The following is a 13,776-nucleotide window of genomic DNA, read 5'->3' on the forward strand; positions in this document are numbered from 1 at the left end:
GTTCGCTCGCCGATCGTGTTCGGCACGAGACGTGCGCGTCGGCATTTCAAAACGCCGCAGCCCTGGACCTTCATCCGTCACAATGTCATCGACAATAGTGCACCCGCCTTCGGGCATCTGCCGTAATAGGACGTCGGCGCATGTCATCCGGGCGGGCGGACGTGCTCCGTGCGCTCAATGGCACCCGCCGCCGCAATGGCAGACGAGCAGCCCTTCCATCAGTTCGACCATTCCCTTGAAGCTGTCAGGCTTGACCACGACGCTCCTGGCGCCGCCGCTGAGCGCGGCTTCATGGGTTTGGGAGTCGGAAGCCGTTGTGATCACGATGATACGCACATCGTCAATGATCTCGTTCGCTGTGCAGTGGCGCAACACGTCCAAGCCGTTGACGCCGGGCATGTTCAGGTCGAGAAAGATCGTGCCCGGCAAGTCGCCGGCCAGCAACCCCCGGTCGATTTCGCCCACCGCGGCCGAACCGCTGTTGATGAACTTCAGCTCGAGATTCAGCTCCGCCGATTTCTGAAGTATGCAGATCGCTTTTTTCATGAGGTAGATATCGTCATCGTCGTCATCGATGATCATAATTCTGTTTGGCGCTGATTTTTCCATGGAGTATGCAAGCTTTATTGTCTCTTACTGTACAATCGTTCCGAAATACATCATTTATTTCTGGAGAAGCGTGAACTCTGGCCGCTGATTCGCATACCCTCAGGGTATTTTACACTTGACGATCATATATAATAAACAAGAGAGATCAGTCAATATTGGAAGTAGTGCGGGATACAGCGTGAAACCACGCTGACGTCCGTAGTGGCACTATTGATGCTGTCTGCCGGCTTTGTCTTGCAAGGCGCGCTCTTTCGCTATCCGCTGCTTCTCTGCGTCAGATGGCCTGCTGCCCGGAACGGGCGCTTGGGAAGAACACCTCGCGATCGGCTCACGTCGCGGGACATTGCTTGATGTCGAGCAGGTCGGCGAACAGGTCGGACAGTTCCTGGAAGCTGTGCGGCTTCACACGCACGCACGTCGCGCCGCAATCAAGGGCTGCCTGGTGCGTTTCCTGATCGGAAGCGGTCGTGATGACGACGACGGCGACCTTGTCGAGAATTTCGTGCTCCTTGCAGTGGCGCAGCACATCGAAGCCACTGACGCCCGGCATGTTGAGGTCAAGGAAGATCTTGTCAGGCAAAATGTGGCCAACCAGGCCGCGATCGATCTCGCCGACGGCCTCGGAGCCGCTCAGCACCAGTTTGAGATCAATATTGAAATCGCCACTCTCTTCGAGCCTGCAGATCGCCCTGTCCATGAGATAGATGTCATCCTCGTCGTCGTCGACGATCATGATTCTGTTGCTCAGTGCAGGCGGGCTCTTGGCAAACATGATGGTACCGACGCCTCGTTCTTGGTCCCCGAATTGCGTGTGTGGCTTAGAAAAAATTCGATATCTTGTGATAATCAAATCGTATTTCGATTTGATCTTAAAACACAAACATAGTCATAGGATCACAACTACATTCCGCTTGAGTGTTTTCAGGAATGTTTATTTATCAAATATACATCAAAATTGCCTGTTTGTCTACGACTTTAGTCGCCATCCGCTTTTGAAGATCCACCACACGATGCCCATGCAGACCGTCAGGAACATCATGGTCATGCCGAGGCTGACGGCGACGTCCACGTCGGCGGTGCCGAAGAAGCTCCAGCGAAAGCCGCTGATCAGGTAGACGACCGGGTTGAACAGCGTGATCGTCCGCCAGACCGGCGGCAGCATGTCGATGGAATAGAAGCTGCCGCCGAGAAACGTCAGCGGGGTGACGATCAGCAGCGGCACCAGCTGCAGCTTTTCGAAGTTGTCGGCCCAGATGCCGATGATGAATCCGAACAGCGAGAACGTCACCGCCGTGAGCACCAGAAACACCAGCATCACGATCGGATGGGCGATGTGCAGGTCGACGAACAGCGTGGCGGTGGCGAGGATGATCAGTCCCAGGATCACCGATTTCGTCGCCGCGGCGCCCACATAGCTGAGCACCACCTCGAATGCGGAGACCGGCGCGGACAGCAGTTCGTAGATGGTGCCGACGAATTTCGGGAAGTAGATGCCGAAGGAAGCGTTGGAAATGCTCTGGGTGAGCAGCGACAACATCACCAGCCCCGGCACGATGAACGCCCCGTAGCTGACGCCGTTGATCTCGTCGATGCGCGAGCCGATGGCGGCGCCGAAGACGATGAAGTACAGCGAGGTGGAAATCACCGGCGAGACGATGCTTTGCAGCAGGGTGCGCCAGGTGCGAGCCATCTCGTAGGTGTAGATTGCGCGCACAGCATGAAAATTCATCGTGTCTCTCTCAACAGATTGACGAAGATTTCTTCCAGGGAGCTCTGTTTGGTCTGCAGGTCCTTCAGGCGGATGCCCGCGTCACTGAGCTCGGAGAGCAGCGCGGTGATGCCGGTGCGCTCGCTCTGCGTGTCGTAGGTGTAGACGAGCTGTTCGCCGTCCTCGCTGAGCTCCAGCGCCCGGTCGCTGAGGCTCTCCGGGACGGCCGTGATCGGTTCCTGCAGCACAAGGGTCAGTTGCTTGCGGCCCAGCTTGCGCATCAGCTCCGCCTTGTCCTCCACCAGCATGATCTCGCCGTTGTTGATGACGGCGATGCGGTCGGCCATTTCCTCGGCTTCCTCGATGTAGTGGGTGGTGAGGATGATGGTAACGCCGCTCGTCCTGAGCTCGCGCACCACCTGCCACATGTCGCGGCGCAGCTCCACATCGACGCCGGCGGTCGGCTCATCGAGAAACAGGATGTCAGGCTCGTGCGACAGCGCCTTGGCGATCATCACCCGGCGTTTCATGCCGCCCGACAGCGTCATCAGCTTGGAATCGCGCTTGTCCCACAGCGACAGCTCTTTGAGGATCTTCTCAATATGCGCCGGGTTGCGGCCCTTGCCGAACAGCCCGCGCGAAAACGTGACGGTAGCGAGCACCGTCTCGAAGGCATCCGTGGTCAGTTCCTGCGGCACCAGCCCGATCTTCGAGCGCGCCGCGCGGTAGTCGCGCACGATATCATGACCATCGGCCAGCACCGTGCCCGTGGAGGGATTGACGATGCCGCAGATGATGCTGATCAGGGTGGTCTTGCCGGCGCCGTTGGGCCCCAGCAGCGCCAGGATCTCGCCGCGGCGGATATCGAGATCGACGTTCTTCAGGGCCTGAAAACCGCCGGAATAGGTCTTGGAGAGACCGGATATGGAAATGATGGGCGTCATGGACCGGATATCGTTTTGAAAAGGGCGGGATGAGGAGTGTCGTTTGGTACCGGAAGGCGAGCAGCCTGTCATGTGGTATCGGTGAACGGAATCGCAATGCGAAACATGATTTAGTGTGCGCCGCTGTTTCCAAGCCAGGCGAGCGCGACAGCCAGAACAAGGCTGTAGCGCGCCAGTTTTCCGATCGTGACAAGAACGAGAAACGGTACAAGCGGGACCCGCAAGGCGCCGGCGATGACCGTCAGGGGATCGCCGGCGATCGGCACCCAGGCAAACAGCAATGACCACAGGCCGAAACGCGCGTACCAGGCCGACGCCTGATCGTAGCGCCGTGTGGAAACGGGAAACCAGCGGCGGTCCCGGAACCGCGCCAGGAACCGGCCGCAGAGCCAATTGACGAGCGATCCGAGCACGTTGCCAACGGTGGCGACGGCGAGCAGGAGCCACAGGTTCGTCTTGCCGGAGACGACGAGCCCTGCAAGCAGGGCTTCGGACGATCCCGGCACCAGCGTTGCCGCGAGAAAGGCGCTCGAGAACAGGCCGGCGAGAATCAGGAGGTCGGTCATGGGGCTCGCAGGAAAAGCACCTTGCTGTCGCCGCTCACCCGTTCGTCCAGCAGCTCGAAGCCGTCGGGGAGGGTGATCTCCGCCTTGGCGTCTTCCTCCAGAACGCACAGCGCGCCGGGCTTCAGCCAGCCGCCAGCCGCTGCCGAGGCCAGGGCCTTCTCGCCGAGGCCCTTGCGATAAGGCGGATCGGCAAAGACCACGTCGAACGGAGCGACGGTTCCCGCCTCTCCGAGCTTCGTGGCGTCGCGGCGGAACAGTTTCGTGGCCCCCGTCAGCCCCATCGTCTCGATGTTGCGGCGGATCAGGCCGCGCGGCTCGGCCGCTTCCTCGATGAAGGTGCAGAAGCCGGCCCCGCGGCTGAGCGCCTCCAGCCCCAGCGCACCGGTGCCCGCGAACAGATCGAGCACGCGCATGCCGTCAAGTTTCACGTCGAGCCCGTGCGCCAGGATATTGAAGATCGTTTCGCGCAGCCGGTCGGACGTGGGCCGGGTGGCCGATCCCTTCGGCGCGGCGAGGGCCGCGCCCTTGAAGCGCCCGGCGACAATCCTCATGAGTCGGGCCTCATGCGTCGCGCCTCACGCCTTGGGACCCCGCGACCGCGGCTTGCCGCCGGACGGGCGATCGCCGCCGGGCTTGCGCGGGCCGCGCGCGGCGGGTTTGCCGCCCGGTCCGCTGTTGCGGCCGCGCGGCGCGGATTTCGACGGCGCACCATCACGCTTCGGGCCGGCTGGCCTGCCACGTCCGGCGCCGCCCTCGTCCTCGGATCGGCGCGGATTGCGCGACGCGGCGCGCTGTCCGGCGCCCTCGGGACGTCCGCGTGAGCCGGATTTCGGCGGCGCGCCGTCGCGTTTCGCACCCTCAGGTCTGCCACGGCCACCGGCGCGCGGTGCGCGCTCGTCGTCGGAACGATGCGGGCTGCGCTGGGCGCGGCTCTCGGCAGGACCGGAGGCGCGGCTGCGCGGCGCGGACCGCACCTTGTCGCGTGCCGGGCCCTCGGGCCGGTTGCGTCCCTCCGCCGAGCGCGGCGGGCCATCGTCGTTGGCGCGGCGCAGATCGAGCGCCGGGCCCCGGGATCCGGCCTTGGCGGGTTTGTCGTCGCGGGCGTCGCGCGGCGGACGGGCGGCACGCGGAGCCGCGGCGGGCTTTGTGCCGCCGGGCCGTTTCGTCGCGGTGCCCTTGGCGCGCGCGCCGGCACGCGCGGCGGCGATGCGGTCGACGATGCGGGCCTTGCTGGCGGCGCGCTCGGCGGCCCGTCCGGCCTTGCGCTTGTCGTCTGACGCCTCGCGCTTGTCGGTGGCGAGCTTGCCGGCCTTGGCGCTGACGAAGCCGCCATCGGCGCCCGACTTGGTGCGCTCTCCCCCGGATCGGGGCTTGTGTCCGCGTGGTTGTTTCACCGGTTCCGCCTTTGGTTTCTCTTCCGCGCGCTGGGCGATCGGCGCATCGAAATCGACGCCGGCATCCTGGGCGAGTTTTTCGCCCAGCTGGTCGCGCAGCACCCGCCCGCGGATCTCCCGGACCTCGCCCTCGGCGAGATCGGCCAACTGGAACGGGCCGAAGGACAGGCGGATCAGCCGGTTGACCGACAGACCCAGATGCTCCAGCACGCGTTTGACTTCGCGGTTCTTGCCTTCGCGCAGGCCCAGCGTCAGCCAGATGTTGGTGCCCTGCTCGCGATCCATCGTCGCCTCCATGGCGCCGTAGAAGACGCCGTCGATCGCGACGCCGTCGGCGAGCTTGTCCAGCTCGGCCTGCGCGATCCGGCCGTGCGCGCGCACCTTGTAGCGGCGCAGCCAGCCGGTGGCGGGCAGTTCCAGCATCCGCGCCAGACCGCCGTCGTTGGTCAGCAGCAGCAACCCTTCGGTGTTGATGTCGAGTCGCCCGATGGTCATCACCCGAGGCATGTCCTTGGGCAGCCGGTCGAAGATGGTGCGGCGGCCTTCCGGATCCTTGTTGGTCGTGACCTGGCCCTTGGGCTTGTTGAACAGCCACAGCCGGGTGCGTTCCTTGACCGGCAGCGGATTGCCGTCGACGACGACCTTGTCGCGCTCGGTGACCGTGACGGCGGGCGTCTCCAGCTTCTGGCCGTTGAGCTCGACCCGGCCGGCGGCGATCCAGGCCTCCGCGTCGCGGCGCGAGCATAGCCCGGCGCGCGCCATCACCTTGGCGATGCGCTCGCCCTTGCCCGCCGCGGCTGATGGCGCAGCGGCTGTCTGCGCCGCGTCGGCTTTGTTTGCACGCGGCCCGGCATTGCCCGAAGGCCTTGCGCCTCTGGTTGGTTTGGAGGCCGGCCGCTCGCGCGACTGGCCCGCCCTGGCGTCTGTGGACGCCGGCGGTCTTGAACGGTCTTTTGACATACTGCGGGTGATAGCAGGAACGCGCGTATCCGGAAACGGAATTGATGCGGATGCGCAGCCGTGAATGCAAAATCGCGCGCACAGGGTGTATGAGGACCGGTTCGGGCGCGGCGGGACGGTGAGACCGGCGCGCCCGAACGGGAGCCTTAGGAGTAGCTGATCACTTCGAACTCGATGCCGTCGTCGCCGTCAAAGTAGAAGCGCTGCCCCGGCTCGTAGTCGGCATGGCTATGAGGCACATATCCCATCTCCTTGACCCGGTTTTCCGCGGCCTGCAGATCCTCGACGACGACGCCGACATGGTTCAGTCCGCCGCGGGTGTGGTAGCTGGTCTCCGCTGGCGCCTTTGGCTGGCCCACGGAGTAAACGGCAACATAGGACGTGTCGTTGCCGACATGAACCGTCCAGCCGTTGTCTTTGGCCTCGCCCTGCCAGCGGATATGCCAGCCGAACAGTTTCTCAAGATTCTCCGCGGTTTTGACCGGGTCTGAAACGGTGATGTTGACGTGTTCCAAGAATGCGGTGGCCATGGGCCGTCCTCCTGTTTGACTTGAAGAGGCCCTTAACGTAATTCCTGAACTTAAGTTGAGGTCAAGGTTTTCGGAGAGAAAAAGTGCCGGCAAGAAAAGGCTCTGATTTGTTGGCGATTGGGGATCTGGCGGATCGCACCGGTCTGTCGGTTTCCGCGATCCGGTTCTATGAGACCAAGGGGCTTGTGACACCTGCGCGCAACGCGGGCGGCCAGCGCCGCTTCCTGCGCTCCGACATCCGGCGTTTGTCCTTCGTGCTGATCGCGCAGGAACTCGGGTTCACGATTGCGGAGATCGCGGGGTATCTGAAAGGCCTGCCTGACGGCAGATCTCCGACGAAGGCGGATTGGACGCGCATCAGCAAGACGTTCAGGCACCAATTGGACCGCAAGATTGAAACGCTCACCCGGCTGCGGGACCGCCTCGACGGCTGTATTGGTTGCGGGTGCCTGTCGCTGGAAAGTTGCGCCCTCTACAATCCGGAGGATCGTGCGGCACGCAGCGGCACAGGCCCCCGCTTTGTCGTCGGGCCATCGCCCGGCGAACTGGAATAGGGCCGTTGCTCCGGCCGTCTTGCGATGGCGGGTCTGCTGGCGGGCAGGACGCTTTTTTCGGGGCCTGGAAGATGCCGCCAGATTGACAGTCCACCGTCAATTCTTGACAAAACGTCATAGTGTAGATCGCGGGCCTGCGCCCGTGATTGCCATCCCAGCCAAGGCCCGTCGATGACGTCTCATTCCAAGAATGGGGTTACCTCCGACAGTTTCATGAGTGCGGCCCTTGCCGAGGCGCAGGCGGCGGCCGCGCGCGGCGAGGTGCCGGTCGGCGCCGTGGTGGTGCGCGACGGCGTGGTGATCGCAGCGGCGGGCAACCGCACGCTGGAGCTCAAGGATCCGACCGCGCACGCGGAAGTGCTGGCGATCCGCGAGGCCGCGCGGACGATTGACTCAGAGCGGCTGATCGATTGCGATCTCTATGTGACGCTCGAGCCGTGCCCGATGTGCGCGGGCGCGATATCCTTCGCCCGCATTCGCAGGCTGTATTTCGGCGCGGGCGATGTGAAGGGCGGGGCGGTGGAGCACGGCACGCGCTATTTCGAAAGCGCCATCTGCCACCACGCGCCGGAGGTCTATTCGGGCATCGGTGAAAGCCGGGCAGCGGAGATTCTCACGGCGTTCTTCAAGGGGCGGCGTTGACCGCGCTTCAGGCCGGCCGGCTCACGCCGCTTCCAGGCTCTTGAGCGTTTTTTCCAGCTTGCGCTTCAACTCGTCCTTCACCGGCTCCGAAGCCGCCAGAATTTCCTCCGCCTTGAGGAAGTTCAGCACGCGGAAGGCGTTGATCGCCGGCTTGATCAGGATGTCCGGATGGCGGGTCTTGAGCTTTTCCGCGGTGATCGTCTGCATCAGGATCTGCGTCGCGCCGAAGATCGAGTCGCTGGCGGTCGGCAGGGCGCGGCCGTGCCGCCGGTTGGGCGAGCCGACCACGTCGACCGCGATCACCGCATCGAGACCCGCCGGCAGTGTGTCGAAGGGCAGCGGATTGACCACGCCGCCGTCGATGAGCACGCGGCCCTCGAACGTCAGGGGCTTGAACACCACGGGAATGGCGATGGAGGCGGCCACCGCGCGGTGCAAGTCGCCCGAGCGGATGATCACCTCGGTGCACTCGTAGAAATCGGTCGCCACGACGGTCAGCGGGATCTGCAACGCGTCGAAATCGCGCGGGATCGAGGGGCCGGCGAAAATCTCGAGAACCCGGGCGGCATCGAATTGCGCCAGCCCGCCGCCGGCGAACAGGTCGGAGAATTTGCGCGGTCGAAGCTTCCATACCTTGCCCAGCGCTTCGGTGCGCTTGCGGAAGGTGTCCACGGCGATCGTGCGAAGATCCGCGCCCGTGAGACCGCCCGCGTAGCCCGCGCCGATGATCGCGCCGATCGAGGTGCCGGCGATGGCGACCGGCTTGACGCCCATCTCGTCCAGCGCTTCGAGCACGGGGATGTGCGCAAGGCCGCGCGCGCCGCCGCCGCCCAATGCAATGCCGATGCGCGGAGAAGCCATGGTTTTCAGCCTTTCAAGCCGGAGAGCATGCACAGACGGCTTTCAGGGGTGGGCGCATGCGCCTTGCGGCAAGCGGCACTGGCGTGAAAACCTGTCCGGATCATGTCGGGTGCACTGCGGCGAATGCAAGACGGGAATGCTCCCTAGGCGAGAAATTCCTGCAAGGCTTTCAGCGTGCCGTCCGGGCTTTCCTCGGCGACGAAGTGACCGGCGCCCACTCCCACGCCTTGCGCGCCGGGCGCCCATTGCCGCCAGACGTCGAGCGGCGCGGCGCCCTGCGGCGAAAGTCCGCGCGCGCCCCAGATCGCCAGCAGCGGCACGTCGATCGTGCGGCTCGCCGCGCGATCCGCCGTATCCAGTTCCATGTCGATGGTCGCGCCGGCGCGATAGTCCTCGCAACAGGCATGAATACGGTCGGGTTCGTCGAAGAAGGCGCGGTAGTGTTCCAGCGCGCGGGGGTCGAAGGCGGCGAGGCTCTTGGTCTCCGTCCAGGCCGCCAGCGTGTGCTCGAGATAGAGCCGCGACGCGCCGCTGATCAGCGTCTCCGGCAGGGGCTCGGGCTGGGCCAGGAACAGCCAGTGATACATCCGCAGGCCCGAAATCCAGTCCATCTGCGTCCAGTAGTCGTAGGTCGGCAGGATGTCGAGGACGGCGACTTTCGTCAGCCGCCCGGGATGATCGAAGGCCATCCGGTAGGCGACGCGGCCGCCACGGTCATGGCCCGCCAGCGCGAAGGTATCGTGACCCAGCCGGGTCATCATCGCGGCGATGTCGTTGCCCATCGCCCGCTTGGAATAGCCCTCGCCACGCGACGACTTCGGCACCGAGCTCTGCCCGTAGCCGCGCAGGTCGGGAATGATCACTGTGAAACGCTTTGCCAGATCCCCGGCGATCCGGTGCCACATGACGCCGCACTGCGGATAGCCGTGCAGCAGCACCAGCGGCGGCCCTTCGCCACCGATGCGCACATGCAAATTGGCGCCGTCGCCCGCGATCATGCGCGTGTCGAAGCCGGGAAACAGATCGGGGAGCATCATGGCGTTCTCAATCCTGTTCAAAGCTGCCTATTCGCCAGCTTCGCGTTCCACGGCGCGCCAGCCGATGTCGCGGCGGCAGAAGCCTTGCGGCCAGTCGAGCTTGTCGACCGCGGCGTAGGCCTTTTTCTGCGCCTCGGTGACGGATGCTCCGAGCGCGGTGACGTTGAGCACCCGGCCGCCGCTGGCGAGGATCCGCGCGCCGTCGGCCTTCGTGCCGGCATGGAAGATCTCGACATCCGGATCGGTTGCGGCCTCGTCCAGGCCCTTGATTTCCGTGCCCTTCTCGTAAGATCCCGGATAGCCGTTGGCGGCCATGACCACGGTCAGTGCGGCCTCGTCGCGCCAGCGCGCGCTCATGTTTTTCAAGGTGCCGTCGACCGATCCCTGCATCAGCAGCAGGATATCGTCCTTCAGCCGCATCATCAGCACCTGGCATTCCGGATCGCCGAAACGGACATTGTATTCAATGAGTTGCGGGCCCTTGTCGGTGATCATCAATCCGGCGAACAGCACGCCCTTGAACGGGTGGCCGTCCGCCGCCATGCCGCGCATGGTCGGCTCGATGATCTCGGCCATGGTCCGCGCCACCATCGCCTCGTCCATCACGGGGCCGGCGAATAGGCGCCCATGCCGCCGGTGTTGGGGCCCGCGTCGCCGTCGAAGACGCGCTTGTGGTCCTGGGCGGTGGCCAGCGGCAGCGCGGTCTCGCCGTCGCAGATGGCGAAGAAGCTGGCCTCCTCGCCGTCCAAAAACTCCTCGACCACGACTTCCGCGCCCGCCGCGCCAAAGCTGCCGTCAAAGCAGGCGTCGACCGCCTCCAGCGCCTCGGCGAGTTCCATGGCGACGACCACACCCTTGCCGGCGGCCAGTCCGTCGGCCTTCACGACGATCGGCGCGCCGCGTTCGCGGACGTAGGCCTTGGCGGACTCCGCATCGCTGAAGCGGCCATAGGCGCCGGTCGGGATGGTGTATTTGGCGCAGAGATCCTTGGTGAAGCCCTTCGAGCCCTCGAGCTGGGCCGCCGCCGCATTGGGGCCGAAGGCCTTGATGCCGGCCGCCGCGAGATCATCGACGAGGCCCGCCACCAGCGGCGCTTCCGGGCCGACGACCACCAGGCCGATCGCCTTGTCGCGGCAGAATTGCGCGATTCCCGCGTGGTCGGCGATATCCAGATCCGCCTGTGTCGCCAATTGGTTGATGCCGGCGTTGCCCGGGGCGGCGTAAAGCGTGTCCAGTTGCGTGGATCTGGACATCGCCCAGGCCAGCGCATGTTCGCGGCCGCCGGAGCCGATCAGCAAGACGTTCATGGGATGCCCCGTCGCAGGAATTCGGTTGCCGCGCGGTCTAGCACGAGTGCCGGTTCATGCAAACGACGCCGTCTCGTTTTCGCAAGGCTCTTGACGCAGGCCGCGATCCGCGCGACGGGAAGGGCTTCCATTTTCGGGATACCTGGGACCGCCATGCAGACGACACCGGACGGCAGCGTCGCCGACGCCGTGAAGGGAAACTGGGTCGACCGGTTCGCGCCGAACTGGCTGAAACCCTTTGCCCGGCTTGCGCGCTGGGACCGGCCGATCGGCTGGTGGCTGCTGCTGTGGCCGTGCTGGTGGTCGGTGGCGCTGGCCTCGGGCGCGGCGGGGCGCCTGTATCCCGAACCCACCCATCTGGCGCTGTTCATGATCGGCGCGATCGCCATGCGCGGGGCGGGCTGCACCTACAACGACATCGTCGACCGCAACCTCGACGGCTCGGTCGAGCGGACCCGTTCGCGCCCCATCCCGAGCGGCCAGGTGAGCGTGTTTCAGGCGGCATTCTTTCTTGTATTGCAGTCGCTTGTCGGCCTCGCGGTGCTGCTGTCGTTCAACAGTTTCACGATTTTTCTCGGTATCGCCTCGCTCGCCGTCGTCGCCGTCTATCCCTTCATGAAGCGGGTGACCGACTGGCCGCAGTTCGTGCTGGGTCTGGCGTTCACCTGGGGCGCGCTGATGGGCTGGGCGGCGGAATTCGGCCGTCTCGGCTGGCCGCCGCTGGCGCTCTACTGCGGCGGAATCCTGTGGACCATCGGCTACGACACCATCTACGCGCATCAGGACAAGGAGGACGACGCGCTGGTCGGCGTGCGCTCCACGGCACGGCTGTTTGGCGACTGGACCAAGCCCGCGCTCGTGCTCTTGTACATTGGCGCGACATGCTTTTTCGCGCTGGCCGCAACCCTGGCCGACACCGGACCGCTGGCCTTCTTAGGCCTTGCCGCAGGCGCCCTGCACCTGGGCTGGCAGATCGTCGTGCTCGACATCGACGAGCCGGACCAGTGCCTGAAACTGTTCAAGGCCAACCGCGGTTACGGCTGGATCGTCTTTACGGGTCTGGTCGCCGACGCGATGATCGGAAATCTTTGACAAGCCAATCAACTGCGGCTGTCAAAATTCATCGAATTCGCAGCTTTGTTGCGTCGATTTCGAATGTTTTTTGAATGGAATTTGAATCGGCTTTCGACCGGGCCGCGCGATACCGGAAATCGGCCGAGTTGCGCAACAGGGATCGGCCCCATAGTCTCATTCCGCAATGTCAGAACTCCCGCTTGGCGGGGACAAGCCGGAAGGGATGAGGCGCATGGCGGATCACGTCGACTGGATTCTCGAACTGTCGGTCACCGACGGCAAGCTCGACGACCTCAAGACGCTGATGAGCGAGATGGTCGAGGCGACCAAGACCAACGAGCCCGGCGCGCTGATCTACGAATGGTCGGCAAGCGCCGACGGCGGCACGGTCCACATCTACGAACGCTACGCGGACTCCGCCGCCACCATGGTCCATCTCACCACCTTCGGCCACACCTACGCCGAACGCTTCTTCGCTCTGGCCAAGCCGGAGCGGTTCGTCGTCTACGGATCGCCCGACGACGAAGTGCGCGCGGCGCTCGATCCGCTGGGCGTCACCTACATGGCGCCCATCGGCGGGTTTGCACGGGATTTTGAGGGGTGAGGCGCGGCGGCCGATGGGCATGGCAAGAGTCGGTATAAAACATGTTGCTTTTAAATCGTGAATTGGTGATTCCTGAGTGAATATTCGAACAATAGCTATTCTGGTAGGTTTTATATTAATAATTATTACGTCTGCGTATTTTTTTGGACTATTGGGCAACAAACATTATGGATCTTGGCATGTAAGTGCAAATGATATTTTGGTGCTGGAAAGAAATATTGAGAGGGATATGCGCGAAAATTTATTTAGTTTTGGCATCTCAAAGTTTTCAGTATCAGTAGGGAACTGTGAATTTGAGGTAGTTGATCATTTTCGAAAAGAATGTAAGTCATACGTTCAGGCGATGAAGAGCAAGACGATAATGAATCTTCGGGAGGTTGCGGAGATTATGCAAGGTAAAACCTCGAGATCTAAGGTATTAATATTTAGATTTCGGAATGAGATTGCAGAAAAGCGGAAGGAAGTTTCGAAAATCGTTGAAAAGCATAGCTCTGAGCTGCGGCGCCCCTATCCTAAAGGTCCGCCAATAACGCCACGCTCTTATGAATTGAATGCGTATAGTTCAGATGCCGATGAGTTTTTAAAATCGAATAATATTCGAAGTTTAGTTTCTTTGTATTCATGTACTGGAGAAATATTTATTGAAGCTAAAGCGTCTTATATTTCATTTATATTTAACAAAGGCATGCCAGAAGCGGCAGTTGATAGAATTCTTCGATATCAAAAATATTGTCGCTAGTTGACGAGCCCATCGTCTGCCCAGTTATACTTTCTTCCGTTCTATTTTCGTGCAGGATCAAACCATGGGGCGATCAACGACCGCGAGGCGAGTAGAGGCACGCGACAGGGAAGTGCGGCGGCGCTCGATCCGCTGGGCGTCACCTACACGGCGCTGATCGGCGGGTTTGCACGGGAGTTTGAGGCGTGAGGTGAGGGCGTCTTAGAAGGTCCGATAGGAAAACTCTGACGATCGGCGGCTGAACTTG

Annotated in this window: 15 protein-coding genes and 1 pseudogene; 5 read left to right on the forward strand and 11 right to left on the reverse strand. The window is 62.9% G+C overall.

Annotated features, from left to right (window positions below):
* Positions 1-174: 174 nt before the first annotated feature.
* The 8 genes from D1F64_RS04565 to D1F64_RS04600 form a co-directional block, all read right to left on the reverse strand.
* On the reverse strand, positions 175-582 hold the full coding sequence (locus tag D1F64_RS04565; RefSeq protein WP_162901290.1) for a response regulator: 408 nt from the start codon (positions 580-582) through the stop codon (positions 175-177).
* Between the two features lie 355 nt (positions 583-937).
* Positions 938-1,342 carry a response regulator gene (locus D1F64_RS04570; protein WP_162901291.1) on the reverse strand — a complete coding sequence of 135 codons (405 nt, stop codon included), beginning with the start codon at positions 1,340-1,342 and terminating at the stop codon, positions 938-940.
* 234 nt (positions 1,343-1,576) lie between these two features.
* A complete protein-coding gene (locus D1F64_RS04575; protein ID WP_117411452.1) occupies positions 1,577-2,338 on the reverse strand; it encodes an ABC transporter permease in 762 nt (253 codons plus the stop codon).
* A complete protein-coding gene (locus D1F64_RS04580; RefSeq protein WP_117411453.1) occupies positions 2,335-3,261 on the reverse strand; it encodes an ABC transporter ATP-binding protein in 927 nt (308 codons plus the stop codon). Before D1F64_RS04580 ends, D1F64_RS04575 begins: the two co-directional genes overlap by 4 nt.
* Positions 3,262-3,371: 110 nt before the next feature.
* Complete coding sequence (locus D1F64_RS04585; protein ID WP_117411454.1) at positions 3,372-3,827, reverse strand: YqaA family protein; 456 nt, start codon at positions 3,825-3,827, stop codon at positions 3,372-3,374.
* Entirely contained in the window at positions 3,824-4,378 is a 555-nt protein-coding gene (gene rsmD / locus D1F64_RS04590) for a 16S rRNA (guanine(966)-N(2))-methyltransferase RsmD (protein WP_117411455.1), read from the reverse strand. Before rsmD ends, D1F64_RS04585 begins: the two co-directional genes overlap by 4 nt.
* Before the next feature lie 24 nt (positions 4,379-4,402).
* On the reverse strand, positions 4,403-5,983 hold the full coding sequence (locus D1F64_RS04595) for a pseudouridine synthase (RefSeq protein ID WP_346432319.1): 1,581 nt from the start codon (positions 5,981-5,983) through the stop codon (positions 4,403-4,405).
* Between the two features lie 344 nt (positions 5,984-6,327).
* Positions 6,328-6,711: a VOC family protein gene (locus D1F64_RS04600; RefSeq protein WP_117411457.1), complete on the reverse strand. Its 384-nt coding sequence runs from the start codon at positions 6,709-6,711 to the stop codon at positions 6,328-6,330.
* Positions 6,712-6,821: 110 nt separating this feature from the next.
* Here D1F64_RS04600 and soxR point away from each other — a divergent pair, with 110 nt between their 5' ends.
* Both soxR and D1F64_RS04610 read left to right on the forward strand, forming a co-directional pair.
* The gene (soxR, locus tag D1F64_RS04605; RefSeq protein WP_248304623.1) at positions 6,822-7,265 is read left to right on the forward strand and encodes a redox-sensitive transcriptional activator SoxR; all 444 of its coding nucleotides are present in this window, start codon (positions 6,822-6,824) and stop codon (positions 7,263-7,265) included.
* 213 nt (positions 7,266-7,478) lie between these two features.
* Complete coding sequence (locus D1F64_RS04610; protein WP_248304624.1) at positions 7,479-7,907, forward strand: nucleoside deaminase; 429 nt, start codon at positions 7,479-7,481, stop codon at positions 7,905-7,907.
* Between the two features lie 21 nt (positions 7,908-7,928).
* Here the strand turns inward: D1F64_RS04610 and D1F64_RS04615 are convergent, their stop codons facing one another.
* From D1F64_RS04615 to purD, 3 genes and pseudogenes are all read right to left on the reverse strand, one after another.
* Entirely contained in the window at positions 7,929-8,768 is an 840-nt protein-coding gene (locus D1F64_RS04615) for a patatin-like phospholipase family protein (RefSeq protein ID WP_117411460.1), read from the reverse strand.
* A 143-nt stretch (positions 8,769-8,911) separates the two neighbouring features.
* Positions 8,912-9,805 carry an alpha/beta hydrolase gene (locus D1F64_RS04620; RefSeq protein WP_117411461.1) on the reverse strand — a complete coding sequence of 298 codons (894 nt, stop codon included), beginning with the start codon at positions 9,803-9,805 and terminating at the stop codon, positions 8,912-8,914.
* Positions 9,806-9,832: 27 nt separating this feature from the next.
* Positions 9,833-11,112, reverse strand: a pseudogene (purD, locus tag D1F64_RS04625) (phosphoribosylamine--glycine ligase).
* 153 nt (positions 11,113-11,265) lie between these two features.
* Here purD and ubiA point away from each other — a divergent pair.
* The 3 genes from ubiA to D1F64_RS23070 all read left to right on the forward strand — a co-directional run bounded on the left by ubiA (position 11,266) and on the right by D1F64_RS23070 (position 13,529).
* The gene (ubiA, locus tag D1F64_RS04630; protein ID WP_117411462.1) at positions 11,266-12,204 is read left to right on the forward strand and encodes a 4-hydroxybenzoate octaprenyltransferase; all 939 of its coding nucleotides are present in this window, start codon (positions 11,266-11,268) and stop codon (positions 12,202-12,204) included.
* 214 nt (positions 12,205-12,418) lie between these two features.
* The gene (locus D1F64_RS04635) at positions 12,419-12,790 is read left to right on the forward strand and encodes an antibiotic biosynthesis monooxygenase (protein WP_117411463.1); all 372 of its coding nucleotides are present in this window, start codon (positions 12,419-12,421) and stop codon (positions 12,788-12,790) included.
* Positions 12,791-12,866: 76 nt separating this feature from the next.
* A complete protein-coding gene (locus tag D1F64_RS23070) occupies positions 12,867-13,529 on the forward strand; it encodes a hypothetical protein (protein ID WP_162901292.1) in 663 nt (220 codons plus the stop codon).
* Positions 13,530-13,776 lie beyond the last annotated feature (247 nt).

The sequence above is a fragment of the Breoghania sp. L-A4 genome, from assembly GCF_003432385.1.
In the GTDB taxonomy this organism is placed as follows: Bacteria; Pseudomonadota; Alphaproteobacteria; order Rhizobiales; family Stappiaceae; genus Breoghania.

What these genes read in the sequence shown, in the direction of transcription:
- D1F64_RS04565 (WP_162901290.1), bottom strand. Translation starts at nt 582, where the DNA reads ATGATCATCGATGACGACGATGACGATATCTACCTCATGAAAAAAGCG.
- D1F64_RS04570 (WP_162901291.1), bottom strand. Translation starts at nt 1,342, where the DNA reads ATGATCGTCGACGACGACGAGGATGACATCTATCTCATGGACAGGGCG.
- D1F64_RS04575 (WP_117411452.1), bottom strand. Translation starts at nt 2,338, where the DNA reads ATGAATTTTCATGCTGTGCGCGCAATCTACACCTACGAGATGGCTCGC.
- D1F64_RS04580 (WP_117411453.1), bottom strand. Translation starts at nt 3,261, where the DNA reads ATGACGCCCATCATTTCCATATCCGGTCTCTCCAAGACCTATTCCGGC.
- D1F64_RS04585 (WP_117411454.1), bottom strand. Translation starts at nt 3,827, where the DNA reads ATGACCGACCTCCTGATTCTCGCCGGCCTGTTCTCGAGCGCCTTTCTC.
- rsmD (WP_117411455.1), bottom strand. Translation starts at nt 4,378, where the DNA reads ATGAGGATTGTCGCCGGGCGCTTCAAGGGCGCGGCCCTCGCCGCGCCG.
- D1F64_RS04595 (WP_346432319.1), bottom strand. Translation starts at nt 5,983, where the DNA reads ATGGCGCGCGCCGGGCTATGCTCGCGCCGCGACGCGGAGGCCTGGATC.
- D1F64_RS04600 (WP_117411457.1), bottom strand. Translation starts at nt 6,711, where the DNA reads ATGGCCACCGCATTCTTGGAACACGTCAACATCACCGTTTCAGACCCG.
- D1F64_RS04610 (WP_248304624.1), top strand. Translation starts at nt 7,479, where the DNA reads ATGAGTGCGGCCCTTGCCGAGGCGCAGGCGGCGGCCGCGCGCGGCGAG.
- D1F64_RS04615 (WP_117411460.1), bottom strand. Translation starts at nt 8,768, where the DNA reads ATGGCTTCTCCGCGCATCGGCATTGCATTGGGCGGCGGCGGCGCGCGC.
- D1F64_RS04620 (WP_117411461.1), bottom strand. Translation starts at nt 9,805, where the DNA reads ATGATGCTCCCCGATCTGTTTCCCGGCTTCGACACGCGCATGATCGCG.
- ubiA (WP_117411462.1), top strand. Translation starts at nt 11,266, where the DNA reads ATGCAGACGACACCGGACGGCAGCGTCGCCGACGCCGTGAAGGGAAAC.
- D1F64_RS04635 (WP_117411463.1), top strand. Translation starts at nt 12,419, where the DNA reads ATGGCGGATCACGTCGACTGGATTCTCGAACTGTCGGTCACCGACGGC.